Source organism: Xanthomonas hortorum pv. pelargonii (assembly GCF_024499015.1).
GTDB lineage: Bacteria > Pseudomonadota > Gammaproteobacteria > Xanthomonadales > Xanthomonadaceae > Xanthomonas > Xanthomonas hortorum_B.
On sequence record NZ_CP098604.1, the window covers coordinates 1,277,543 to 1,302,506 of the forward strand.

Sequence of the window (24,964 nt, forward strand, 5' to 3'; positions counted from 1 at the left end):
GGCCCCAAATTCCGCTATTGCATGGTAGGCGTTTCGCTCATCCATTAAATGTGATGAATCTCTCACTTTATTCGTGACCGCCCGTGGTTTGCGTGTCAAGTCAACATCGTAGCTTGCAGCGCCGCTGTGGCGCTTGCCAAGCCCTTTATACGCTGGCGAGGGTTAAGCCTTGCGCTTGGCAGGCTCGCCCACGCCATCGGCCCCGGCCCGGCTGCACCTGCGGGTGCCTGGCCGGGCACGATGCGGCGGGCGTTGGGAAGGGCCCGTCTATAATTGCCGTTTCGCTGCCTCGATCCGGAACTATGCACGCACCGTATTCGCTCCAGGCGCTGGACGCGCGCCGTTCGGTCCCCTCCAAACAGCTCGGCGAGCCCGGGCCGGATGAGGACACCCTGCTGCGCATGCTCACCTCGGCGGTGCGCGTGCCCGATCACGGCAAGCTGGTGCCGTTCCGCTTTCTGCGCATCAGCGGGGACGCGCGCCAGGTACTGGGCGATTTCCTGGCCGAACGCACCCAGGCAGCCGACCCGCTGGCATCTGCTGCGGCAATCGCGAAAGAACGCGGGCGCTTCAACGATGCGCCATTGGCAATCGTGGTGATCGCTTCGCTGCGCCCCGAGCACAAGGTGCCCGAACAGGAACAATTGCTGACCGCCGGCTGCGTGTGCTTTGCACTGCTACAGGCGGCGCAGGCGCACGGTTTCGGCGCGCAATGGCTGAGCGCGTGGATGGCCTACGACCCGGCGGTGACCGCCTATCTGGGCCTGGAGGAAAACGAGCGGATCGCCGGCTTCATCCACATCGGCACGCCACGCATGCAGATCCCCGAACGCGAGCGCCCGGATCCGCGTGCGTTGCTGCGCGACTGGACGCCGTGACCTCGTACACCACCACGATCGACGGCGCGCCGCCCACCAGCGCGCGCCCGACCCCGCTTTATCTGGTCGACGCCAGCCTGTACGTGTTCCGCGCCTGGCATTCCATCCCGGACGAATTCCAGGATGCGCAGGGCTGGCCAACCAATGCAGTGCACGGCTTCGCGCGTTTTCTGCTCGACCTGCTCGAACGCGAAGACCCCGAACACATCACCATCGCCTTCGACGAAGCGCTGGATAGCTGCTTTCGCCACGCCCTGTACCCCGCTTACAAGGGCAATCGCACCCCGGCACCGGATGCGCTGCGGCGCCAGTTCGCGCATTGCAAGGCGCTGTGCGCGGCATTGGGTTTGAGCGTGCTGGCCCACCGCGACTACGAAGCCGACGATCTGATCGGCAGCGCCTTGCACAGCGCGCGTGCGCAGGGCTTGCGCGGGGTGATCGTGTCGGCCGACAAGGATCTGTCGCAGCTGTTGTTCGAACACGACGAACAATGGGATTACGCACGCAACCAACGCTGGGACATGCACGGCGTCAAGGCCCGCTACGGCGTGCATGCGCACCAGATCGCCGATTATCTGGCGCTGTGCGGCGATGCCATCGACAACATTCCCGGCGTCACCGGCATCGGCGCCAAGTCCGCCGTAATATTGCTGGCGCATTTCGGCAGCCTGGATGCCTTGCTGGAGCGCGTGGACGAACTCCCATTTTTGCGCCTGCGTGGCGCCGCCCAGATGGCGGTGCGGCTGCGCGAACAACGCGAACACGCCTTGCTGTGGCGCCAGCTCAGCACCATTGCGCTCGATGCGCCGTTGGCGTTGACCGAGGCCGGTTTCACGCGTGCGCAGGCCGACGCGGACATGCTGACCGGCTTGTGCGAGAGCCTGCGTTTCGGCCCGCTCACCCGGCGTCGGCTGTTGGCCGCGTGCACCGGCGCACCCGCAGCGCTTCCCACCGTTTCCCTGGAACAAGGTCTGCACCCATGAACCGACACGACACCCCGCCCACCGTGGTCTACGAAGGCAAGTACCAGCGCATGGTCGTGCGCGGCACCTGGGAATATTCCGAGCGCGTGCATGCCGGCGGCCTGGCCGCGATCATCGTGGCGGTGACGCCGGACGATGCGATGCTGTTCGTCGAACAGTTCCGCGTGCCGCTGCAGGCGCGCACCATCGAAATGCCGGCCGGCCTGGTCGGCGATGTGCATGCCGACGAGTCGATCGAGCTGTCGGCGATTCGTGAACTGGAAGAAGAAACCGGCTGGACCGCCGAGCACGCCGAAGTGCTGATGATCGGCCCGACCTCGGCCGGTGCCAGCAGCGAGAAGATCGCCTTCGTGCGCGCCACCGGCCTGCGCAAGGTCGGCGAAGGCGGCGGCGATGCCAGCGAAGACATCACCGTGCACGAAATCCCGCGCGCACAGGTCGGCGCCTGGCTGGTACAGAAGATGGCCGAGGGTTATCAGATGGATCCAAAGTTGTGGGCCGGGCTGTATCTGGTCGATCACGCACTGGACGGCACTCCGCGTGGTTGAAGCGACGACTGACGCCACCCCTGCACGTTTGCTGGGTGCCGACGATCCCGCAACGTTCACCGTATTCAACGCGCACGCGACATCGCCGTGGTTGCTGATCGCCGATCACGCCGGTAAGCGCGTACCGGCGCGGCTGGCCAACCTGGGCCTGCCGCCGCATGCGCTGGACCGCCATATCGGCTGGGATATCGGCATTGCCGAAGTCACCCGTTTGTTGGCCGATGCGCTGGATGCGTTCGCCATTGCCCAGACCTATTCGCGGCTGGTGATCGACTGCAATCGCCCGCATGGCGCGGCCAGCCTGATGCCGGAGATCAGCGATGGCACCTCGATTCCAGGCAATCTGGCGCTGACGGCAACCGATCGGCAGCAGCGCATCGACGAAATCTTCGCGCCGTATCACGCGCGTATCGCTGCAGAACTCGATGCACGCCAGGCGCGCAATCAGCCCACGCTGCTGGTCTCGATGCACAGCTTCACCCCGGCGATGGCCGGCAACGCACGGCCCTGGCATGCGGGCGTGCTGTACCACCGCGACACACGGCTGGCACACCGCTTGTTGCAAGCCTTGCGCGATGAACCGGACCTGGTGGTCGGCGACAACCAGCCCTACGCGGTCAGCGACACCAGCGACTACGCTGTCCCGGTCTACGGCGAAGGCCGCGGCCTGCTGCATGTGGAGCTGGAGTTGCGCCAGGATCTGATCGCCGATGCGGCTGGGCAACAGGCCTGGGCGCAGCGGCTGGCGCGCATTTTGCCGCCCTTGGCAGAAGCCCTGCTAGACATGAAATCACCGTAGGAGCGCGCTGGCGCGCGATGGGGCTTTACTGGTAACGCCCTATCGCGCGCCAGCGCGCTCTACGGGTGACGAGGCTTTACTGGTAACGCCTCATCGCGCGCCAGCGCGCTCCTACGGGTCATGCGAGCGCATGCCCCGGCTGCGATTGACTTACTCGCTCAGGCGAAACCATCGGTCGCACGCACCAGCGCATCGACGTTTTCCGGCTCGAAGCCCGAATGGCCGGACGCCGGACTGATCTGCAGTGTCGACTTCGGCCAAACCTTGTGCAGATCCCACGCGCTTTGCAGCGGGCACACCACGTCGTAGCGGCCGTGCACGATCACGCCGGGAATGTCGGCGATGCGGTGCGCGTCGCGCAGCAGCTGGTCTTCGACCTCGAAGAAACCGCCATTGACGAAGTAGTGGTTCTCGATGCGCGCGAACGCCAGTGCGAAGTGCGCATCCTCATGCCCGGTAACGAAATCGTCGTCCACATGCAGGAAGCTGGTCGCCCCTTCCCACACGCTCCACGCCTTGGCTGCGGCCAGGCGCGTGGCTTCGTCGTCGCTGGTCAGGCGGCGATGAAAGGCGGACATCAGATCGGCGCGCTCCACCTGCGGAATCGCATTGACGTAATGCTCCCACGCATCCGGAAACAGCCGGCTGGCACCTTGCTGATAGAACCATTCCAGCTCGAACCGACGCAGCAGGAAGATGCCGCGCAGCACCAGCTCGGTGACCTGCTGCGGGTGGGTCTGCGCGTAGGCCAGTGCCAGCGTCGAGCCCCAGCTGCCGCCGAACACCTGCCAGCGCGCAATGCCCAGGTGGTCGCGCAAGCGCTCGATGTCGGCGACCAGATCCCAGGTGGTGTTGTCGACCAGATCGGCATGCGGGGTGGAGCGGCCCGCGCCGCGCTGATCGAACAGCACGATGCGGTACTTGGCCGGGTCGTGAAAGCGCCGCATCTTGGTGTTGCAGCCGCCGCCGGGGCCGCCGTGCAGCATCACCACCGGCTTGCCATGCGGGTTGCCGCACTGCTCGAAATACAGCGTGTGGCGGTCGTCGACCTGGAGGGTGCCGTGGTCGTACGGCGTGATCTCGGGATAGAGCGTGCGCATGCGTCGGTCCTGCGGGAAACCGCTAGTGTATCGGCAGCGCCCACACGATCGACCAAGGGCTGGCGCACGGCAATGCGCGAAGGCTCGGAGCGACCAAAAAACGCCTGCGCGCATTGCCAAGGCGTGCGCGGTCGATGCTCGGCATCGGCGTGTACCACCCGGGCTCGCCGGGTCTGAGCGCCGTCCGCATCCACCTGACAACGACCGCTTGCTGGGTTTTGTCAGCCGCGCTTAGCCCGCAGTGTGCGACCAGCGCCCCAACGTCACCCGATCGCGCTGCTCCAGATCCTGATGCGTCGCCACCGCCTCGAAGCCACGTGCCAGCAGCAGGTCGGCCACCGCCGTGCCCTGGTCCCAGCCGTGTTCGAGCAGCAGCCATCCGCCCGGCAACAGATGCATGGGCGCATCGGCGACGATCAGCCGGATGTCGTCCAGCCCATCGGGGCCGGAGGCGAGCGCGCTGGCCGGCTCGTGGCGCAGATCGCCCTGCCCCAGGTGCGGGTCCTGCGTGGCGATATACGGCGGGTTGCTGGCGATCAGATCGAAGCGCTCGCCCGCCAGCGGTGCAAACCAGTGACCCAGCCGGCATTCGACATTGCGTAGCTGATGGCGGTTGGCGTTTTGCTGGGCGACGGCAAGCGCTGCGGCACTGGCGTCGGTGGCGATCACCTGTGCGTGTGGCCGCTCACTGGCGATGGCCAGCGCGATCGCGCCGCTCCCGGTGCCCAGATCGGCGGCGCGGCGGCCTGGCATGTTGTCGAGGCGCTCAAGGGCGAGCTCGACCAGCGCTTCGGTATCGGCACGCGGAATCAGCGTGGCCGTCGAGACCGCCAGATCCAGCGTCCAGAATCCACGCGTGCCAGTCAGATACGCGACCGGTTCGCCGGCCTGGCGCCGCTGCACCAATGCCTGGAACGCCTGCGCGACAGCATCCGCGACCGGATCGCGGCCATGCGCAAACAACCAGGCGCGGTCGCGCCCCAGCGCATGCAGCAGCAACGGTTCGGCATCGCTGCGGTCGATCCGCTCGGCTGCCCGCCGCAGCAGCTGGTCGGCAGCAAGGCCGGCTGGGTCGTCGCTCATACGGATCATTCACTCCTGCGAAACATCGGCTGACCATTATCGGAGATGGAATGGCCCCTGCAGCGGCAGACCCAGCCTGCAAAGCTGATAGCCTCAGCCTATCTATACAATCCCATTAATCGATTTGAGAAATCTATCGATCCTGCCTACCATGGCGGCTGTTCCATCCCCCGCCCCCCTTTCATCGCTCGAGGAAACTCAATGTCTCTCATCAACACCCAGGTCAAGCCGTTCAAGGCGAATGCGTACCACAACGGCAATTTCATCGAAGTCACCGAAGCCAGCCTGAAGGGCAAGTGGTCGGTGCTGATCTTCATGCCGGCCGCCTTCACCTTCAATTGCCCGACCGAAGTGGAAGACGCCGCCGACAACTATCCTGCGTTCCAGAAGGCCGGCGCCGAGGTGTACATCGTCACCACCGACACGCACTTCTCGCACAAGGTGTGGCACGAGACCTCGCCGGCCGTCGGCAAGTCGCAGTTCCCGCTGATCGGCGACCCGACCCACCAGCTGACCCGCGCGTTTGGCGTGCACATCGAAGAAGAAGGCCTGGCCCTGCGCGGCACCTTCATCATCAATCCAGAAGGCGTGATCAAGACGCTGGAAATCCACGACAACTCGATCGCCCGCGACGTCACCGAGACGCTGCGCAAGCTGACTGCTGCCCAGTTCGTCGCCAACAATCCTGGCCAGGTCTGCCCGGCCAAGTGGAAGGAAGGCGCCAAGACCCTGGCTCCGTCGCTGGACCTGGTCGGCAAGATCTAAGTCGACGCATCCCTTCGGCCTGTCGCCAGGCCGGAGGGACATCTCCGGCCCAGCGATGGGCCGGGGGTGAACCGGAGCCGGTGCCGGGCTGCCCGCCAGCCATCGCCAGCACGCATTCCCGAGCATTGCGCCGGCTGCGGTTCATCTCCTCCTCCCCGGCGACTTGCCTCATCGCAGCGACGCCACGCCCTCCCCTTGCCCATTCCCAGGAGTTTTCCATGTTGGATGCCAACCTCAAGACCCAGCTGACCGCCTACCTGGAACGGGTCACGCGGCCGATTCAGATCAATGCCTCGATCGACGAGAGCGCAGGTTCGCGCGACATGCTCGACCTGCTCGAAGATCTGGTGCTGTTGTCGGACAAGATCAGCCTGGACATCCACCGCGACGACAACCAGCGCAAGCCCTCGTTCGCGCTGACCACGCCCGGCCAGGACATCTCGCTGCGCTTTGCCGGCCTGCCGATGGGCCACGAGTTCACCTCGCTGGTGCTGGCGCTGCTGCAGGTCGGCGGTCACCCCTCCAAGGCCACCGCCGAGCTGATCGAGCAGGTGCAGCACCTGGATGGCGACTACCAGTTCGAAACCTATTTCTCGCTGTCGTGCCAGAACTGCCCGGACGTGGTGCAGGCGCTGAATCTTGCCGCCGTGCTCAACCCGCGCATCAAGCACGTCGCCATCGACGGCTCGCTGTTCCAGGAAGAAGTCGAAACCCGCCAGATCATGTCGGTGCCCACCGTCTACTTGAACGGCGAATTGTTCGACCAGGGCCGCATGACGTTGGAGCAGATCGTCGCCAAGCTCGACACCAACGCTGCAAAGCGCGACGCGGTCAAGATTGCGGCCAAGGACGCCTTCGACGTGCTGGTGATCGGCGGTGGCCCGGCCGGTTCGGCAGCGGCGGTGTATGCCGCACGCAAGGGCATCCGCACCGGCGTGGCCGCCGAGCGTTTCGGTGGCCAGGTGCTGGACACCATGTCGATCGAAAACTTCATCTCGGTGCCGGAAACCGAAGGCCCGAAAATGGCCGCCGCGCTCGAGCAGCACGTGCGCCAGTACGATGTGGACATCATGAATCTGCAGCGTGCCGAGCAGGTGATTCCGGCCGGTGCCGATGGCCTGATCGAAATCAAGCTGGCCAATGGCGCCTCGCTCAAGAGCAAGACCGTGATCCTGTCCACGGGCGCTCGCTGGAGGCAGATGAACGTGCCGGGCGAAGATCAGTACAAGAACAAGGGCGTGGCCTATTGCCCGCATTGCGATGGCCCCTTGTTCAAGGGCAAGCGCGTGGCGGTGATCGGTGGCGGCAATTCGGGCGTTGAAGCGGCGATCGACCTGGCCGGCATCGTGGCGCATGTCACGCTGGTGGAATACGACGACAAACTGCGCGCCGACGAAGTGCTGCAACGCAAGCTGCGCAGCCTGCACAACGTGCGCATCATCACCAGCGCGCAGACCACCGAAGTGCTGGGCGATGGGCAGAAGGTCACCGGCCTGGTCTACAAGGACCGTACCGGCGGCGACATCCAGCATGTCGATCTGGAAGGCGTGTTCGTACAGATCGGCTTGCTGCCCAATACCGAGTTCCTCAAGGGTTCGGTGGCGTTGTCGCCACGCGGCGAGATCATCGTCGACGACCGCGGCCAGACCAACGTTCCGGGCGTATTCGCCGCCGGCGACGCCACCACGGTGCCGTACAAGCAGATCGTGATCGCGATGGGCGAAGGTTCCAAGGCTGCACTGAGCGCGTTCGATTACCTGATCCGCTCCAGTGCACCGGTCAGCGCCGAGGTTGTGGCTGAGGCCGCATAACCGCCCACAACACAGCGCCCGGCACTGCCGGGCGTTAAGCTCGCCAAGTGCTCACGTCGTTTCCCGTCAACGCAATAAGGGCTGCTGCACATGAATCTGCGTGACCTGAAGTATCTGGTAGCCCTGGCCGACCACAAGCATTTTGGTCGTGCTGCAACGGCGTGTTTCGTCAGTCAGCCAACCCTGTCCACCCAGATCAAGAAACTCGAAGACGAACTCGGCGTCTCGTTGGTGGAGCGCGCGCCGCGGAAGGTCATGTTGACGCCTGCCGGCCGCGAAGCGGCGGTGCGCGCACGCAGTATCGTGGCCGAAGTGGAACAGATGAAAGAAGCTGCACGACGTAGTCAGGACCCGGAAGCGGGTACCGTGCGGCTGGGCATTTTCCCACGCTCGCACCGTATCTGTTGCCGCATGTGGTGCCGGGCATTCGCCAGCGTTTCCCACGCTTGGAACTGCTGCTGATCGAAGAAAAAAGCGACCAGCTCATCCATCAGTTGCGCGAAGGGCGCCTGGATGCCGCGCTACTCGCACTACCAGTGCAGGACGATCAGCTGCACGCAGAGTTCCTGTTCGAAGAACCCTTCGTGCTGGCGGTGCCGGAAGGCCACCCGCTGACGCGTCACGACAGCATGACGCTGGACGACTTGTCCGAGCAGCGCCTGTTGTTGCTGGAAGATGGCCATTGCCTGCGCGAACAGGCCCTGGACGTGTGCCATCTTGCCGGCGCGCTGGAAAAATCCGAGTTCCAGGCCACCAGCCTGGAAACCCTGCGCCAGATGGTGGCCGCCAATGTGGGCGTCACCTTGTTGCCGCTGCTAGCAGTCAAACCGCCGGTGGCACGTTCGGAAAACATCCGCCTGATCCGCTTCCGCGAAGACAAGCAGCCCAGCCGGCGTATCGCAATGGTCTGGCGCCGCAGTTCGGCGATGACCGCGTTTCTGGAGCAACTGTCGCAGCTGTTCAAGGAATTGCCGGAAAGCCTGTTCACCCTGGACCAGCCGACCAGCGGCCCCAAGGCGGTCGCTGCCTGAGGATTCAGGATTCAGGATTCGGGATTCGGGATTCGGGATTCGGGATTCGGGATTCGGGATTCGGGATTCGGGATTCGGGATTCGGGAAATTGTTTCACGGCTGCGGTCGCTTCGCGCGATGCTTTCTCACCTGCCACCGGACATAAGCGACGCGCGAGCGTCGTTTTTTGTTTAGCTACTTGTTACTGCGTCAAGCATCCGAAAACACGGCAGCACCTGCATCATTAGCATGCGGCAGACTCCAACCCTGTCGCTTGCGACTGCGTACTAACGTATCGCCGCGCGTGCTTGATGCGATTGCCAATGCCGGCATCTCCTAAAACCGCACCTGCCTCACTCACAATGCGGCGTGCCCTGCGCTATCTCGCCATGCATTGCGATCGACCCACCGCGCCCTCATCTTGTGACGGATGCTCGCCGTGTCGGCGGGCTGTAGTCGTCAGGAGATTGCCATGCCTTCGCAACACCACAGCGGCTTGCCGCCGTCCATTCTTGTTTCCAGCCATGACCTCGCCCGTCTCGAGGCATTGCTCGATTCGCCCGCGTTCAACAAGCATCCCGCCGCCACTGCGCTGAGCGACGAACTGGGCCGTGCACGCGTTGTGCCACCCGATCAGATTCCGGGCGATGTCGTCACCATGTACTCCCGCATCGACTGCGAAGATGAGCTGCATGGCGAACGACATACGCTCACCCTGGTGTATCCGCACGAGGCCGATGTACAGCACGGCCGCATTTCGGTGCTCGCGCCGGTTGGCAGTGCGCTGCTTGGCCTGTCGGTCGGCCAGAGCATCGATTGGCGCACGCCCGACGGACGCGATCTGCGCCTGCGTGTGACTGCCGTGCACGACCAACATGCATTGGCCGACGACTTATAACGCTGAGCGCGCTAACGTAACGCGCTGCGTCCTATCCACGACCCGTCCACGATTCGAGAGAACCCGCATGACTGCATCCCCCTCCAAGCTTGCTCAACTGCGTGAGCTGTCTGTCGTCGTTGCCGATACCGGCGACTACGACGCCATCAAGCGCCTGAAGCCGGTCGACTGCACCACCAATCCCACCTTGGTCAAGAAAGCGCTGGACCTGCCGGTCTATGCGGAGTTGATCGAGCAGGAACTGGCCTGGGGCCGCGAACACGGCGGCGACGATCGCAGCAGCACCGTCAACGAAGTGGCCGACCGCCTCACCGTCGGCGTGGGCACCAAGCTCTCCGAATTGGTGCCCGGCCGCGTCTCCACCGAGGTGGATGCAGACCTGGCGCACGACACCCAAGCCACCATCGCCAAGGCGCGCAAATTCATTGCGATGTATGCCGAGCGCGGCGTGTCCAAAGACAAGATCCTGATCAAGATCGCAGCGACCTGGGAAGGCATCGAAGCGGCGCGTCAACTGCAACTGGAAGGCATCGACTGCAACCTCACGCTGATCTTCAACCGCTCGCAGGCGCTTGCCTGCGCAGAAGCCGGCGTGTTCCTGATTTCGCCGTTCGTTGGCCGCATCCTGGATTACTACGTCGCCCAAGGGCAAACCCCGGCCAGCATCGACGAAGACCCGGGCGTGGTGTTCGTGCGCACGGTGTACAACGAATTCAAACAGCGTGGCTCGTCCACGGTGGTGATGGGCGCTTCGTTCCGCTCCACCGCGCAGATCGAAGCGCTGGCCGGTTGCGATCGTTTGACCATCTCTCCGGAGCTGTTGGAAAAGCTCGACGCCGAACACGGTGAGTTGCCGCGCAAGCTCTCGCCTGCGCAAGCGGACAACGCGCAAATCACCCCGATCGACAGCGACAGCTTCGCCACCGATCTGGCCGCCGACCCGATGGCCACCGACAAACTGGCCAGCGGCATCGACACCTTCGCCAAGGATCTGCAAGCGCTGCGCAAGACCATCGCCGACAAGCTCGCCGGCTGATTGCCTATCGCGGTTGTGTGACGCCAACGCCCGCGGCTTTCTTGCTGCGGGCGTTGGCGTTTCTGGCGTTTAGTTCCGCGCGCGCCTCCACAAAACGCTTACAACCGCCTTGCGCGCACTGCCTAGAATCCAGGTTCCTCAACGGGCATAGCGGACAATGGCAAACATTGCAGTGGTAATGGTCGATGGCGTGGCCGATTGGGAAATCGGCGTGGTGTTGCCCGCAGCACGCGAATGGTTCGGCGACCAGGTCGCCATTGCCAGCATCGACGGCCAGCCAGTGCAGTCGATCGGCGGCTTGCGCATCACGCCGGACTTTGCGCTTTCCGATCTGGCGCCACTGGAGGCCGATCTATGGATCCTGCCCGGCAGCGAACGTTGGCAGGCTGGCGAGATTCCAGGGCTGAGCGGCCTGTTGATCGAGCGCGTGCAACATCAGCGCCCGGTCGCTGCAATTTGCGGCGCAACCATTGCACTGGCCTATGCCGGTTTGCTCGACGACCGTGCGCACACCAGCAACGCGTTGGCCTTTCTGCAGGAGCACGTGGTGCCGTACGCGGGCGCTGCGCACTATCGGCACGAAAAGTCGTCACCGCCGACGGCGTGATCACCGCGCCCGGCACCAGCCCGGTCGGTTTCGCGCTTGCCTGCATGCGGCTGCTGCATCCGGAACGCATCGAGATGCTTGCGCAATTGCGCGGCATGTTCGCCGGAGAGTTTGTCTGACCTGGGAGATGTGAGACGGCGGATCTGAACCGGCACAGCTGATTCGCTGCACGCATTGCATCGCTGCTCCGCCGCCGCGTCGCAGACATTGCCTTGCGACCGCCGCAAAAAAAAGATGGCCACGTTGTCTCCAACGTAGCCATTCAAGTTGCCTGGCATGCACTCCCATGCGCTGCCTGATCGTGATAACGCTGCCGGTCACTGTTGGCCATCGGCACGTCACCACAATGGATGACAGCGCTCAATCCGACCCGCCTTTCCGTCAGGCATCCAGCCCGATCGGGCAGCTCACTCCCGTTCCGCCAAGCCCGCAATAGCCATTGGGATGCTTGGCGAGATACTGCTGGTGATCGTCTTCGGCGTAATAGAACGTGGGCGCCGGGAAACGGATCTCCGTGGTGATTGCGCCATATCCGGCTGCGTCCAGTTGTTGTTGGTACGCATCGCGGCTGGCCAGCGCAGCGTCGTATTGCTGCTGTGTCGTGCAATAGATCGCCGAGCGGTATTGCGTGCCGACGTCGTTGCCTTGCTGCATGCCCTGGGTGGGGTCGTGGCTTTCCCAGAAGGTGCGCAGCAATTGCGCGAACGACACCGCCTGTGCGTCATAGACCACCAGCACCGCTTCGGTGTGGCCGGTCTGTCCGGAACACACTTCGCCGTAAGTGGCATTGGGTGTTTCGCCACCGGCGTAACCCACTGCCGTGCTGTACACCCCTGGCACGTTCCAGAACTTGCGTTCTGCGCCCCAGAAGCAGCCAAGCCCGAATTGCACCTGGGCCAGGCCGGTGAACTTCCCGCGCAACGGATGGCCGTTGATCAGGTGCGTGTTGTGCAGCGGCAGCGCTTGCTCGCGTCCCGGTAGTGCTTCGCCTGGACGTGGCATGCGTTGCTTGAAGGCGCCGATTCCCAGCATGGTGCAACTCCCGCGTGTGTAAGGGTTGCCTGCTGGATGGCGCCGGCCGTAGCGGCTTTCAAGCCGCTACGGTCAATACGGCATTACTTCTTGGTCAACGAGGCAGTGGCGGTGTCCACTTCCGGCATCGCCGAGCTGTGGTGGTTGATGATCAGCCACTTGTCGTCACGCTTTTCGTAGACGAAGGTGTAGCGGGCCTGCACGTCGGTCTTCTTGCCGTCCTTGTCGGTCAGCGTGAAGGTGTAGACACCGGCATCCACCGCGCTGTCTTCATCCAGTACGCGCACGGTGCGGTAGTTGATGACGCCCTGCGGCTTCTTGGTCAGGAACATCTCGAAGTACTTTTCGATCTGCTCGCGCGAGGCGCGCACTTCGTTGGAGACGGTCGGCAGCAGCACACCGTCCGGTGCGTACAGATCGGCGACCTTGTCCGGGTTGCCGGTGGCCAGCGCCGCATTCCAGGTGTCGAACAACGCCGCCACTTCGCGCTCTTCGCCATCGGCAGGCAGCTTGGCCTTGTCGGTGTAGTGCATCACGCCGCCAGCCAGCGCCGGGGTGGCAGCCAGAGCCAGAACCAGAGAAATAAAGGTGCGACGCATGGGGAATCTCCGTGTAGGTGATGGGGGTGCCTCATCGGGCAGGCTCAGTATCGAAATCGCTCGCCCTCGAAAATTCTGCCGAGTGGCATATACTCAAATATGCTGATCGGCCTAGAGGCAAGACATGGAAACCCCCAACAATGCTGGCGATTGGCGCCTTGCGCTACGGCGCGACGCCTCCGACAGCGCACGTTGGCAAGCGCTCTGGGAGACCGCTGTGGCGCTACGGCAGGCACAGACCCCGGAGCAGGCCTGCGATGCGGTGCTGGGACGCGTGTTGCTGTTGCTGGGCCTGGAACATGGCGCGGTGCTGGCGCAACGCGGTCCGCGCGCGCAGGTACTCGCCAGCCGCGGCCGCGCACTGCCGCCCGGCGCCAGCGCTGCCGGCGACAGCCATGAAGCGGCCTGGTTGATGCCACCGCGCCCGGCCGATATGCGCGAAGCCAAGGTCCCGATCCATGCGCTGGGTACCACCCACGGCATGCTGTGCGTTGCCTGGAATGACAGCCGCCCGGCACCCGGCAACGACGATGTGCAGGCGCTGCAAGCGTTCGCGCTATTGCTGCCGGCAATGGTGGCCGAACCGGCCAAACCGCTCGCCACGCGCCGGCGTAAACCGGTGCAGGACGATCGCCTCAGCGCGCTGAGCAAACGCGAGAAACAGGTGCTCTCGCTGCTCCCGCGCGGGCTCACCAACGCCACGCTCGCAGCTGAACTGGGGATTTCTCCCGGCACGGTAAAAGTGCATGTGGAGCGAATCCTGCAGAAACTTGAGGTAAAAGATCGCACCCAGGCCGCGGTGTACGCGGTCCATGCCGGACTCGCGCTATGAATGCTTTGGCGGTGCGTTGGAACGATTGGCCGATCACCCGCAAGAGCCTGGCGGTGGTGACCTTGCCGCTGCTGCTGCTGGCGGTCGCACTGATGGCGATCTACAGCGTGGAACGGCAGAACATCGCCGCCGAAAACGATGTGCGGCAGACCCTTGAAGTGCTGAGCGATCTATACGAAGCGCACGCACTCTTGGCAGAAACCGCAGCCGGCGTGCGCGGTTATCGCCTGGTGCGCCGCGATGAATTCCTCACCCCGTATCGCGATGCCGAACCGCGTTTGCAACGCGTGGCAGAGCGGCTGTCGCAACGCATCACCGACCCGGGACAAGCGCAGCGGTTTGCGCGCATCAAACCGTTATTTGCCGAAAAAATGCAGGGCTGGCGCCGTTTGCTGGCACCGGATCTGAGCCGCGAAGAAGAGATCCGCCAGCTCTGGGACGGCAAGTACAAGCTCGACATCCTGCGCGCCGAATTGCGCGAACTGCGCAACTACGAAACCGCGCAGTTGCAGGTACGCACCGCCAAGGCGCAGGGGCTGCGCCAGCGTAATCTCATCATCACCTTGAGCGCGGCGATGCTCGGTGGCCTGGGCGCGGTCTTTGCGGTGGCGTGGTTCGCCTCGGCGTTGTCCGGGCGCTTGCGCACGTTGGCGGCCAATGCGGATCGGCTGGGCGAAGGCTTGCCGCTGGCACCGCAGCCACGTGCAGGCGATGAACTGGGCCAGGTCGGTCAGCGCCTGGCGCAGGCCAGCGAACTGCTCGCCGCGCGCGCGGCCGAAGCGCAATTGGCACGTCGCGAGGCCGAAACCGCCAACCGCGCAAAAACCGAATTCCTCTCGCGCAGCAGCCACGAATTGCGCACGCCGCTCAATGCGATTTTGGGCTACGCGCAGGTGCTGGAAATGGATCTGCCCGAACCTGCGCACCGACGCCATCTGCAACACATTCTCGGTGCCGGCCGGCATCTGCTGGGGCTGATCACCGAGTTGCTGGATATCGCCCGTATCGAAGCCGATCAGCTGGATCTGAGCCCGGGACCGATCTCGGTGCGTGCCGCCGTCCACGAGGCCCTTGGCCTGATCGCGCCGGACGCGGACAAGCACGGCATCGCGCTGCAACCGGCCGCCATCGACGGGCCATGGACAGTGCGCGCCGATGCGCAGCGGCTGCGTCAGGTGCTGCTCAATCTGCTGTCGAACGCGGTCAAGTTCAATCGCACCAGCGGCCAGGTGCAGGTGAGCGCGCAGCCGGATGGCGAGCAGGTGCGGATCACGGTCGCCGACCAGGGCGCGGGGCTGACGCCGGCGCAGATCGAACGCCTGTTCACACCGTTCGAGCGGTTGGGTGCGGAGCGTTCGGCGGTGGAAGGCACCGGCCTGGGCCTGGCGTTGAGCAAGCGCCTGATCGAGGCAATGGGCGGGCGCATCGGCGTGGACAGCAGCCGCGATGGCGCGCGCTTCTGGATCGCGCTACCGCAGGGTGACCCGCAACGTAGCGAGCCGGCGCGCACCATCCTGCCGCCGAGCAGCGCCGGCAGCGGCGTGTGCCGGTTGCTGAGCATCGAAGACAACCCGTCCAACCAGGCCTTGATCCGCACCCTCAGCGAGCGTCGCCCGCAGTGGCAGCTGCTCGAAGCGGCCAGTCTGGCGCAGGCGCGCGAGCTGCTGCAGCACGGCCTGCCGGATCTGATCCTGCTGGATCTGCATTTGAGCGACGGCAACGGCGAAGAGCTGCTGCGCGAGTTGCAAAGCCAGCCGGCCACTGCGGAGGTGCCGGTGGTGGTGATCAGCGCCGATGCCACCACTGCCACGTTGGCACGTGTGGGCAATCAGGGCGTACGCGCGTATCTGACCAAACCGCTCGATGTGGCGGAATTCTTCACTGTGATCGACGGGCTGCTGGCATGACACGCGACGAAATCCTGGGTTCCCGCATCCTCATCGTCGACGACGAGCCGGCCAACGTACGGCTGCTCGAAGACCTGCTGCAGCGCGAAGGCTTCCAACAGGTGATCGCCACCACCGACCCCTTGCGGGTGATGGGGCTGGTGTCTGCATTCGCGCCGGACCTGATTTTGCTGGATCTGAAAATGCCGGAGCTGGATGGCTACGCGCTGCTGGAACAACTGGCACGGCTGTCCGATCCCGGCCACTTTTTGCCGGTGATCGTGCTCACCGCCGACCCCAGCCGCAGCGCGCGCCACCGTGCGTTAGGCCTCGGCGCGAAGGATTTTTTGACCAAGCCCCTGGACACCTTCGAGGTCGCGCTGCGGGTCTGGAACGTGGCCGAAACTACGGTGCTGTTCAAGCGTCTGCGTGCACTCGCCGCACCTGATGCTGCGCCGCCGGGGTGGCGTCAGCAGAGTTAGGTTTTTAGAGCGGATGATCTGCGGCTTGGCTGCAGGGCCCTTGCCCGCCCACCGTCGCGGGACACGCTGCAAGTACGTTCTTTTAGCGTCTGCGTGCACTCGCCGCGCCTGATGCTGCGCCGCCGGGGTGGCGTCAGCAGAGTTAGGTTTTTAGAGCGGATGATCTGCGGCTTGGCTGCAGGGCCCTTGCCCGCCCACCGTCGCGGGACACGCTGCAAGTACGTCCATGTAGGCTCTTACGCGGCATCCATGCCGCGTAAGGTCCCGCGACGGTGAGCGGGCAAGGACCAGTCGAGATAATCGGTGTGTGTGGTTTTTAACAAAGCAACCGACTCACTTTCTGGTGCGGTGTCCTTGCCGCTTGCGGGACCGTGTGGCGGCATGGATGCCGCCACCGAGCCTACATGGACGTACTTGCGGCGTGTCGCGCTAGCGGCGAGGGCACCGCGCCCTCGACCAACGCGCTTGGACCATCCAGATGACGCCAAGAGCGGCTAAACCTACCTTACACCGCCCGCGTGACCTCGCCGCACAACCCGATCTGAGCCAGCACCGCCTGCGCCTGACTCAGATGCAGGTCGGCCACGCAGACCTGCAGTACGCCGAATGCGGGTAGTTCGCCGGCGCCGCCCAATAGCGACTCGCCGAACACAAACGCGGTGATGCCCGCATCTTCCAGCGCGTGCTTGGCCAGATGCGCGTCGATGATGTGGCTGGCGCGATACGCGATCTGCATGGTCAATGACGCCCCAGACGTTCGCGCTCGGCGCCCTGCTTCCACTCGCGCAGTGCCGGCAGTGCATCGAGTGCGGCAAGATAGTCGCCAGCGGCTTCGAACAGCGGGACGCCGTAGCTGGCAAAGCGCAACGCGACCGGGGCGAACATGGCATCGACAATGCCGAACTGACCACACAGGTACTGGCCGGCATGCCCATGCTCGACGCGCAGGCTGGCCCACAGCGCCTGGATGCGGGTGATGTCACGCTCGGCGGCCGCGTCCCAGTGCGCGGGGCCAGGCGCGCGGGCCAGATTCATCGGTAGCTGGCTACGCAAGGCGGCGAAGCCCGAATGCATTTCCGCGGCGGCGGCGCGCGCCTGCGCCCGCACGGCCAGGTCGGCCGGCCAGCCGCGCCCGGCGAGCCAGCGCTCGTTGATGTATTCGCAGATCGCCAGCGAATCCCAGACATGCAAGGTGCCGTCCCACAGCACCGGTACCTGCCGGGTCGGCGAATAGCCGGCGATGCGGGCCTGGAACTCGGGCGTATCCAGCGGCAGCGCAATCTCCTCGAACGGCACCTGGAAGTGCCGCAGCAGCAGCCACGGGCGCAGCGACCAGGAGGACAGGGTCTTGTCGCCGATCACCAGGCGGGGCAATGACATGCGTGGGGCACTCCGAAGGATCGGCGCAGCGTACGCGTCGGCGGCGATGACGGCCAGCCTGGTTATCGCTCGCCAATGCAGCTGGTCCTGCCTGGGGTCGACCACAGAGCCCTTGCCAGCCCGGTGCTTGCCCGCAGGTAACGAAGGCGCGCGATCGCCGCCAACTGCCCGGCTACCCACACGCGTCCTACCCCTAAACCGGTGCCACCGCCTAAACTTGTGGTTTACCTATTGCTGATGCGCGCATGTCCGAGACCCTAGCCACCGACGCCACCGCCCCGGCGGAGAAGAAAGACTTCATCCGCCAGATCGTCCGCGAGGATCTGGCCAGCGGCAAGCACACGGTCATCCGCACCCGCTTCCCGCCCGAGCCCAACGGCTACCTGCACATCGGCCACGCCAAGGCGATCTGCCTGGACTTCGGCCTGGCGGCCGAGTTCGGCGGGCTGTGCAATCTGCGCCTGGACGACACCAACCCGGCCAAGGAAGACCCCGAGTTCGTAGTCGCCATCCAGGACGACGTACGTTGGCTGGGGTTTGAGTGGGCGCAGCTGCGCCATGCGTCGGACTATTTCGAGGTGTATTACCTGGCCGCGGAAAAACTGATCCGCGACGGCCATGCCTTCGTCTGTGATCTGTCTGCCGAACAGGTGCGCGAATACCGCGGCACGCTGACCGAGCCCGGCCGCAACTCGCCGTTCCGCGAGCGCAGTACTGAGGAAAATCTGGACCTGTTCCGGCGCATGCGCGCCGGCGAATTCCCCGATGGCGCGCGCACGCTACGCGCCAAGATCGACATGGGCAGCGGCAACATCAACCTGCGCGATCCGGCGCTGTACCGCATCAAGCACGTCGAGCACCAGAACACCGGCAATGCATGGCCGATCTACCCGATGTACGACTTCGCACATTCGCTGGGCGATGCGGTGGAAGGCATCACCCATTCGCTGTGCACGCTGGAATTCGAAGACCATCGCCCGTTGTACGACTGGTGCGTTGACAAGGTGGATCTGGCCGCGCATCCGGAGTTGCTGCAGCCGCTGCTGGACAAGGGCCTGCCGCGCGAGGCGGCCAAGCCGCGCCAGATCGAATTTTCGCGCCTCAACATCAACTACACGGTGATGAGCAAGCGCAAACTCACCGCGCTGGTGGAAGAACAGTTGGTGGACGGCTGGGACGACCCGCGCATGTACACGCTGCAGGGCCTGCGTCGGCGCGGCTATACGCCGGCGGCGATGCGGTTGTTCGTGGATCGCGTCGGCATCAGCAAGCAGAACTCGCTGATCGATTTCTCGGTACTGGAAGGCTGCCTGCGCGAGGATCTGGATACGGCCGCCGCGCGCCGCATGGCGGTGATCGACCCGATCAAGCTGGTGCTGAGCAATCTGCCGGAAGGCCACACCGAGACGCTGACTTTTTCCAACCACCCCAAGGACGAGAGCTTCGGCACGCATGAGGTGCCGTTCTCGCGTGAGCTGTGGATCGAGCGCGAAGATTTTGCCGAAGTGCCGCCCAAGGGTTGGAAGCGTCTGGTGCCGGGCGGCGAAGTCCGCCTGCGCGGCGCCGGCATTGCGCGCGTGGACGAGGTGATCAAGGACGCTGCTGGCGAGATTGTCGAACTGCGTGGCTGGCTGGATCCGGAATCGCGTCCGGGCATGGAAGGCGCCAATCGCAAGATCAAGGGCACCATCCACTGGGTCAGCGCCGCGCATGCGGTGGAAGCGGAAATCCGTCTGTACGATCGTCTGTTCTCGGTCGAAAAGCCCGATGACGAATCCGAAGGCAAGACATACCGCGATTATCTCAACCCCGAGTCCAAGCGCAGCGTGCGCGGCTATGTGGAGCCCAGCGCCGCGCAGGCTGCGCCCGAGCAGTCGTTCCAGTTCGAGCGTACCGGCTACTTCGTTGCCGATCGCCGCGACCACAGTGCCGCCACGCCGGTGTTCAATCGCAGCGTGACCCTGCGCGACACCTGGGCCAAGTGAGTCAACTCCGCACCGGATGGCTACCATCCGGTGCAGATCGGCAGTGACAGCCGCAGCGACGCGTGGCATCCGGTTAGCGGCGCGCTGCTGGCTGCCACGCGCGTCACGCACCCCACGTGACGCCACCTCAGAGCGTTGTCTTCTGAGCTAATGAACAATTGAACAAGCGCAATGGAGCCTGCGTGCCGCACTTCATTGCATGCTGAACGGCATAAAGGAGCAGCACGATGCGTGAGCGCTTGATGGTGGGTGTCGCCTGCGGGATCGGTGCAGGCGCGTTGTGGGGATTGGTGTTCCTGGCGCCGCAATTGCTGGCGGCGTTTACGCCGTTGCAACTGGCCGTGGCCCGCTATCTATCGTACGGCGCAGTGGCGGCTTTGGTGCTGGCACCGCGCGCGCGGCAGACCGCTGCGCGGCTGGGTCGCACCGAGTGGTGGGCACTGGTACGACTAAGCTTGCTGGGCAATCTGATCTATTACGTGCTGCTCGGCAGCGCGGTGCAGTGGGCCGGCAGTGCGGCCACCGCGCTGATCATCGGGCTGTTGCCGGTGGTGGTTACCGTGATCGGCACGCGTGCCGCCGGCGCGGTGCAATTGCGGCGCCTGGCTGCACCCTGCGTGTTGTGCGTCATCGGCGTGGCGCTGGTCGCCCTGGACACCTTGCAACACGACTCCGGCCAACACGCCAACGATCGCGCCACGCGCATTGCCGGCCTGCTCTGCGCATTCGGTGCGTTGGCGTCGTGGTCGGCCTATTCGATTGTCTATGCGCGCTGGCTACGGCGGCGCCCGGACCTGTCCGGCGGCGATTGGTCGCTACTGACCGGCGTGGTCACCGGTGCACTGGCGCTGTTGCTGGCGCCGGCCGCGCTGGTCGGCAGCGCGACGCACGCACCGATTGCATGGGCGGGTTTCTGGGGGATTTCGCTGTTGCTGGGCATTCTGGCGTCGGTGATCGGCAACGCCTTGTGGAACCGGGCCAGCCGCGTGCTGCCACTGACCCTGGTCGGCCAGATGATCGTGTTCGAAACCGTGTTTGCGCTGCTATACGGGTTTGCCTGGGAAATGCGCCTGCCCACGCCGCTGGAGCTGGCGGCTATCGCCTGCCTGCTGGTCGGCGTGTTGTGGTGCGCAGCGCTGCATGCGGAAGCGAAATGACGGCGGCGACTCACGTGCGCATCCGCCTAGATTGCAGGCTGTGTCCTCAGGAACACCGCCATGTGTCTCCCACAACCACCTACACGCCGACGTGCGAACACGCTATGCAGCGCTGTTTTTTCGTTGTCGGTCGGCCTGGCGGCCTGCTCGCAGCCACCGGCTACCTCAAACGCGGTCACCCCGGCAGAAGCGCTCTGCGCGCTGCTGCCGAATACGCCAGATGCCGATCTGCCCACCGATCGCCGCGATGAAAGCATGCAGCAACTGGACCTCGCCACCCGCTGCAACTCTGCACTGCGCAGACATCGTTGACTGCATAGCAGTTGCAGGCGTTTATCGGCATGCGATACGCCGCAGCCAGCGCCGTCGGCCGCAAAGGTCGCAAGACCTGGATCACCTGGTCTTCTGCAGGTGACCCAGGCTTTGCAGCACTCCGCACATCAGGGGCTTACCATGGCAGCTCACATGTCCTGATCGGAGCGGCCGCATGTCCCGTCCTTTGTCCTGGTGCCTGAGCACGATATTGCTGCTGGCCGGCCTTGTTTCGATCGGCTGCGTGGCCGCACCACCAACCGATACAACCACGCCGCCTCCGGCCACCGGCTCGGCAAGCGGGCCGGCAGGCGGCAAACCAATCGTCGTCACCACCACCTGCCGCACCGATGCCGATTGCACGGTAAGGAACGTCGGCAACTGCTGCGGCGCATTTCCCGCCTGTGTCAACGTCGACAGCGCCACCGACCCCGAAGGCGTGATGGCACAGTGCCAGGCCAGCGGCATGATGAGCGTGTGCGGCTTCCGCGAGATCAGCGCCTGCCAGTGCGTGGCCGGGCAATGTGCCGCAAAGGACGCCCAGGCCGATACACTGCGCCCCGCTCCCCCTTCTACAGAAATGGTCCACTGATGCTTTACGCGCAAGTCCACCTCACACTGCCCGACTGGATCCACGCGCATGTCGACGACAGCCGCGCCTATCCCAGCGACGAAGACAAGGTGGCGCTGGCGATCGAGCTGTCGCGGATGAATGTGCAGGAGCGCAGCGGCGGCCCGTTCGGCGCGGTCGTGTTCGGCCCGGACCACCGCATCATCGCCGCGGCAGTGAACCGCGTGGTGCCGCAGACCACCTCGCTGGCGCATGCCGAGAATATGGCCTACATGCTCGCGCAGCAGCGCCTGCAGACGCCGCGCCTGAACGATGTGCTGTCGCCGGTGACGCTGGCCACTTCTGCGCAGCCGTGCTGCCAGTGCTACGGCGCCACCGTGTGGGCCGGCATCGATCGTCTGCTGATCGGCGCACGCGCCGAAGACGTGATGGCATTGACCGAATTCGACGAAGGCCCGCTGCCCGCCGATTGGGTGGGCGAACTCACCCGCCGCGGCATCGAGGTGGTGCGCGACGTGCATCGCGACCAGGCCTGCGCCGTGCTACGTAACTATGGCGAGGGCGGCGGTGACCATTATTGATCTGCCACACCTGGATCAAGCACGCCAGGCACTGCGATGAGCGGCCTGCTGTGTTATTGCCGCCCAGGCTTTGAGCCGGAGCTGGCTGCCGAGTTGAGCGCGCGCGCCGCATTTGTCGGCATCGCCGGCTATGCGCGCACGCAACGCAACGATGGCTATGTGCTGTTCGTCTGCGATGAAGCCGCGCAGCTGGCCGCCAAGCTGCACTGGCGCGAGTTGATCTTCGCGCGGCAGAAGCTGGTGGTGATTGCCGAGCTGAAAGGCATCGACCCCAAGGACCGCATCACACCGATTCTTGCCGCACTGGAAGGGCAGCAGCGCTTCGGCGATCTATGGGTGGAACACCCGGATTCGGATGCCGGCAAGCCGCTGGCAGGGCTGGCACGCAGCTTCGGCAATGCGCTGCGTCCGGCCTTGCGCAAGGCCGGCCTGCTTACCGACAAACCGCAGCCGCGCCAGGCGCGCCTGCACATCTGCTTTCTCGATGGCGACCACGCCCTGCTGGCGGTGGCCGACAGCGCCGACAGTGCGCCGTGGCCGCTGGGCATTCCACGTTTGAAGCTGTTGCCGGAGGCACCATCGCGCTCGGCGCTCAAACTCGACGAAGCGCTGCTCACCCTGCTCACACCCGAAGAACGCGAAGCGCTGGTCAAGCCAGGCATGCGCGCGGCCGATCTGGGCGCGGCGCCTGGCGGCTGGACCTGGGTGCTCACGCGCCAGCACGTGCATGTCACCAGCGTCGACAACGGCCCGTTACGCGAGCATGTCCTGGAAACCGGTCTGGTCGAGCATCTGCGCGCCGACGGGTTTCATTGGAAGCCTGCGCAGCCGCTGGACTGGATGGTCTGCGACATGGTCGAACAACCGCGTCGCGTCGCCGAACGCATGGCCACCTGGATCCGCGAAGGCTGGTGCCGCAATACCATCTTCAATCTCAAGCTGCCGATGAAAAAGCGCTGGGACGAAACCCGCCTGTGTCTGGATCTGTTCGAGCAGCAGGCCGAAAAATCGCTGATCGTGCGCGCCAAGCAGCTGTATCACGATCGCGAAGAGATCACGGTGCTGGCGATGCGGGGCTGAGAGCTGGGATGGGGGATTGGGATGGGGGATTCGTAAAAGCGGGGGATTGGTGGCGTCATTGCTTTGGGCGCTGGCGAGCATTCGCGTGGCTTGATGTGATGTTTCATCCGCGCGCAGTCGCAGTGTTGGCAGTCCGGCGTGATTGCTGGGCAGCCGCTCCGTTAGTGGACTGCACGGCCTGTGGTACGTCATCGTGGCAGGCTGGTGCGCGCCCGCCTGCTCGCTTGGCTCAGGCGGGCCTGCCCCGTCGATTGACGAAGCGAGGCGCGATCACAGCACGATCCGCTTGCTGCCCTCGCGTGCCGAGCGGTAGATCGCATCGACGATGCGGATGTCGCGCAGGCCTTCTTCACCGGGCGCACGCAGCGGTGTGCCATTGATGATCGCCAGTGCGTCTTCGTCCATTTGCAACGCCTGCTGGTGCGGCACCTTGGCGTCGAACACGCGTCCGTCGCTGGCCTTGCCGGTCACGCCCTGATAACTCTGGAACGGCGACAGCTCGTACCAGCCGCGCTCGCACTCGGCGCGCAGCACATTCATGTTCTTCCCGAAGCTGGTCTTGCACTCGGCACGCACCGCATTCGGAAATTCCAGCGTGAAGTCCATATGCTCGTCGACTTCGTCGAACAGGTCGGGACGATCGGTCCAGCGCTTGGCCGTCACCGCAAGTGGTTCGGTGCCCACCGTGTAGCGAGCGGCATTGAGCGGATACACACCCATGTCGTACATCGCACCGCCACCGAATTGCGAACGCAACCGCCACGGGCGATCGGCCTTGGTCGCATCGTGATAACCGTTGTAACCGGCCTCGGCACGCACACGCTGCATCGCGCCGAACGGCTTTTCGCTGGCCATCGCAATCAGGCGACGCGTATTGGGTTCGTGCTGCATGCGGTAGCCGATCGTCAGCGCCACCTTGTTACGTTTGCAGGCCTTGATCATGGCCTCGCATTCGCCGGCATGCATCGCCATTGGCTTTTCGCACCACACATGCTTGCCGGCCGCCGCCGCGCGCAGGGTCAGCGGCGCATGCAGATGGGTTGGCGTGACGATGTACACCACGTCGATCTCGTCGTTGTCGGCGATGCGATCGAAGTTCTCGTAGTTATAGACGTTGCGATCGGCAATGCCGTACTTGGCCTGCCACTGCGGAATCTTCGATGGAGTGCCGGTGACGATGCCGGCCAGTTTGCAATGTTTGGTCAATGCCAGACCCGGCGCGAGTTGCTCGCTGGCATAACTGCCCAGACCGGCCAACGCCACATTCAGCGGTTTTCCAGCGGCTTTTTTCGGCAGTGCCCAGCCGGGCGCGGCGAGTAGAATGCCTGCACCGCCGAAAGCGGCGAGCAAACGGCGACGTGTGATCGATTCCACGGACATGCAAACCTCCTTCGCAAGATGAGAGCGGCTGACACAGCCAGCGCGCGTAATCGTCATCTGACGACAACGCACCCAAACCGGAGTGTCAGTGGGTACATGCCGCACCGCGTCCCAATCGCGCTACCCGAAGGTGGGCGCCATCGCGAAACTGGTCGCCGTCGGCCAATG

General features: G+C 64.5%; 24 protein-coding genes and 2 pseudogenes. 19 read left to right on the forward strand and 7 right to left on the reverse strand.

Annotation, left to right across the window (positions count from 1 at the left end):
• Positions 1-302 precede the first annotated feature (302 nt).
• The 4 genes from NDY25_RS05710 to NDY25_RS05725 are packed head-to-tail and all read left to right on the forward strand — an operon-like array spanning position 303 to position 3,208.
• On the forward strand, positions 303-878 hold the full coding sequence (locus tag NDY25_RS05710) for a nitroreductase family protein (RefSeq protein ID WP_168957001.1): 576 nt from the start codon (positions 303-305) through the stop codon (positions 876-878).
• Entirely contained in the window at positions 866-1,861 is a 996-nt protein-coding gene (locus NDY25_RS05715; protein WP_218973909.1) for a 5'-3' exonuclease, read from the forward strand. Before NDY25_RS05710 ends, NDY25_RS05715 begins: the two co-directional genes overlap by 13 nt.
• Complete coding sequence (locus NDY25_RS05720) at positions 1,858-2,409, forward strand: NUDIX hydrolase (RefSeq protein WP_006451767.1); 552 nt, start codon at positions 1,858-1,860, stop codon at positions 2,407-2,409. Before NDY25_RS05715 ends, NDY25_RS05720 begins: the two co-directional genes overlap by 4 nt.
• Positions 2,402-3,208, forward strand: coding sequence for an N-formylglutamate amidohydrolase (locus NDY25_RS05725; protein WP_168957003.1), 807 nt, complete (start codon positions 2,402-2,404; stop codon positions 3,206-3,208). The genes NDY25_RS05720 and NDY25_RS05725 overlap by 8 nt, the downstream gene beginning before the upstream one ends.
• A 158-nt stretch (positions 3,209-3,366) precedes the next feature.
• Here the strand turns inward: NDY25_RS05725 and pip are convergent, their stop codons facing one another.
• Together pip and prmC are read right to left on the reverse strand one after the other, a co-directional pair.
• Complete coding sequence (gene pip, locus NDY25_RS05730; RefSeq protein WP_168957004.1) at positions 3,367-4,308, reverse strand: prolyl aminopeptidase; 942 nt, start codon at positions 4,306-4,308, stop codon at positions 3,367-3,369.
• 231 nt (positions 4,309-4,539) lie between these two features.
• Complete coding sequence (gene prmC, locus NDY25_RS05735) at positions 4,540-5,391, reverse strand: peptide chain release factor N(5)-glutamine methyltransferase (protein ID WP_168957005.1); 852 nt, start codon at positions 5,389-5,391, stop codon at positions 4,540-4,542.
• Between the two features lie 201 nt (positions 5,392-5,592).
• Between prmC and ahpC the strand changes: the two genes are divergently transcribed.
• The 6 genes and pseudogenes from ahpC (at position 5,593) to NDY25_RS05765 (ending at position 11,638) form a co-directional block, all read left to right on the forward strand.
• Positions 5,593-6,156 carry an alkyl hydroperoxide reductase subunit C gene (ahpC, locus tag NDY25_RS05740; protein ID WP_006451401.1) on the forward strand — a complete coding sequence of 188 codons (564 nt, stop codon included), beginning with the start codon at positions 5,593-5,595 and terminating at the stop codon, positions 6,154-6,156.
• A 218-nt stretch (positions 6,157-6,374) separates the two neighbouring features.
• A complete protein-coding gene (gene ahpF, locus NDY25_RS05745) occupies positions 6,375-7,967 on the forward strand; it encodes an alkyl hydroperoxide reductase subunit F (protein WP_168957006.1) in 1,593 nt (530 codons plus the stop codon).
• 90 nt (positions 7,968-8,057) lie between these two features.
• Positions 8,058-8,998: pseudogene (locus tag NDY25_RS05750) on the forward strand (LysR substrate-binding domain-containing protein).
• Positions 8,999-9,450: 452 nt separating this feature from the next.
• The gene (gene rnk, locus NDY25_RS05755; RefSeq protein WP_168957008.1) at positions 9,451-9,876 is read left to right on the forward strand and encodes a nucleoside diphosphate kinase regulator; all 426 of its coding nucleotides are present in this window, start codon (positions 9,451-9,453) and stop codon (positions 9,874-9,876) included.
• 67 nt (positions 9,877-9,943) lie between these two features.
• The gene (gene tal, locus NDY25_RS05760) at positions 9,944-10,912 is read left to right on the forward strand and encodes a transaldolase (RefSeq protein ID WP_168957009.1); all 969 of its coding nucleotides are present in this window, start codon (positions 9,944-9,946) and stop codon (positions 10,910-10,912) included.
• 157 nt (positions 10,913-11,069) lie between these two features.
• A pseudogene (locus NDY25_RS05765) lies at positions 11,070-11,638 on the forward strand (type 1 glutamine amidotransferase family protein).
• Between the two features lie 262 nt (positions 11,639-11,900).
• Here the strand turns inward: NDY25_RS05765 and msrA are convergent.
• Positions 11,901-12,551 carry a peptide-methionine (S)-S-oxide reductase MsrA gene (gene msrA / locus NDY25_RS05770; RefSeq protein ID WP_168957011.1) on the reverse strand — a complete coding sequence of 217 codons (651 nt, stop codon included), beginning with the start codon at positions 12,549-12,551 and terminating at the stop codon, positions 11,901-11,903.
• A gap of 83 nt (positions 12,552-12,634) precedes the next feature.
• Positions 12,635-13,150, reverse strand: a complete 516-nt coding sequence (locus NDY25_RS05775; RefSeq protein WP_168957012.1) for an SgcJ/EcaC family oxidoreductase — start codon at positions 13,148-13,150, stop codon at positions 12,635-12,637.
• Positions 13,151-13,274: 124 nt separating this feature from the next.
• Here NDY25_RS05775 and NDY25_RS05780 point away from each other — a divergent pair, with 124 nt between their 5' ends.
• The 3 genes from NDY25_RS05780 to NDY25_RS05790 are packed head-to-tail and all read left to right on the forward strand — an operon-like array spanning position 13,275 to position 16,350.
• Positions 13,275-13,982, forward strand: coding sequence for a helix-turn-helix transcriptional regulator (locus tag NDY25_RS05780; RefSeq protein WP_168957013.1), 708 nt, complete (start codon positions 13,275-13,277; stop codon positions 13,980-13,982).
• Positions 13,979-15,889 carry an ATP-binding protein gene (locus tag NDY25_RS05785; protein WP_168957014.1) on the forward strand — a complete coding sequence of 637 codons (1,911 nt, stop codon included), beginning with the start codon at positions 13,979-13,981 and terminating at the stop codon, positions 15,887-15,889. Before NDY25_RS05780 ends, NDY25_RS05785 begins: the two co-directional genes overlap by 4 nt.
• The gene (locus NDY25_RS05790) at positions 15,886-16,350 is read left to right on the forward strand and encodes a response regulator (RefSeq protein WP_006452452.1); all 465 of its coding nucleotides are present in this window, start codon (positions 15,886-15,888) and stop codon (positions 16,348-16,350) included. The genes NDY25_RS05785 and NDY25_RS05790 overlap by 4 nt, the downstream gene beginning before the upstream one ends.
• Before the next feature lie 505 nt (positions 16,351-16,855).
• Here the strand turns inward: NDY25_RS05790 and NDY25_RS05800 are convergent.
• Together NDY25_RS05800 and NDY25_RS05805 are read right to left on the reverse strand one after the other, a co-directional pair.
• Positions 16,856-17,086 (reverse strand): putative signal transducing protein, encoded by a 231-nt coding sequence (locus NDY25_RS05800; RefSeq protein ID WP_006449566.1) that lies wholly within the window; start codon positions 17,084-17,086, stop codon positions 16,856-16,858.
• A 2-nt stretch (positions 17,087-17,088) separates the two neighbouring features.
• Positions 17,089-17,730, reverse strand: coding sequence for a glutathione S-transferase family protein (locus NDY25_RS05805; RefSeq protein ID WP_168957015.1), 642 nt, complete (start codon positions 17,728-17,730; stop codon positions 17,089-17,091).
• 245 nt (positions 17,731-17,975) lie between these two features.
• Here NDY25_RS05805 and NDY25_RS05810 point away from each other — a divergent pair, with 245 nt between their 5' ends.
• The 6 genes from NDY25_RS05810 to rlmM all read left to right on the forward strand — a co-directional run bounded on the left by NDY25_RS05810 (position 17,976) and on the right by rlmM (position 23,416).
• Positions 17,976-19,715: a glutamine--tRNA ligase/YqeY domain fusion protein gene (locus tag NDY25_RS05810; RefSeq protein ID WP_168957016.1), complete on the forward strand. Its 1,740-nt coding sequence runs from the start codon at positions 17,976-17,978 to the stop codon at positions 19,713-19,715.
• Positions 19,716-19,942: 227 nt separating this feature from the next.
• A complete protein-coding gene (locus NDY25_RS05815) occupies positions 19,943-20,872 on the forward strand; it encodes a DMT family transporter (RefSeq protein WP_256627833.1) in 930 nt (309 codons plus the stop codon).
• 60 nt (positions 20,873-20,932) lie between these two features.
• Complete coding sequence (locus NDY25_RS05820) at positions 20,933-21,184, forward strand: hypothetical protein (RefSeq protein ID WP_256627834.1); 252 nt, start codon at positions 20,933-20,935, stop codon at positions 21,182-21,184.
• A gap of 175 nt (positions 21,185-21,359) precedes the next feature.
• A complete protein-coding gene (locus tag NDY25_RS05825; protein WP_168957017.1) occupies positions 21,360-21,776 on the forward strand; it encodes a hypothetical protein in 417 nt (138 codons plus the stop codon).
• Positions 21,776-22,336 carry a nucleoside deaminase gene (locus NDY25_RS05830; protein WP_024938261.1) on the forward strand — a complete coding sequence of 187 codons (561 nt, stop codon included), beginning with the start codon at positions 21,776-21,778 and terminating at the stop codon, positions 22,334-22,336. Before NDY25_RS05825 ends, NDY25_RS05830 begins: the two co-directional genes overlap by 1 nt.
• A 36-nt stretch (positions 22,337-22,372) precedes the next feature.
• Positions 22,373-23,416: a 23S rRNA (cytidine(2498)-2'-O)-methyltransferase RlmM gene (gene rlmM, locus NDY25_RS05835; protein WP_168957018.1), complete on the forward strand. Its 1,044-nt coding sequence runs from the start codon at positions 22,373-22,375 to the stop codon at positions 23,414-23,416.
• 270 nt (positions 23,417-23,686) lie between these two features.
• On the opposite strand, the gene NDY25_RS05840 is transcribed toward rlmM, so the two are convergent.
• Entirely contained in the window at positions 23,687-24,796 is a 1,110-nt protein-coding gene (locus tag NDY25_RS05840) for a Gfo/Idh/MocA family protein (RefSeq protein WP_256627835.1), read from the reverse strand.
• Positions 24,797-24,964: the final 168 nt, after the last annotated feature.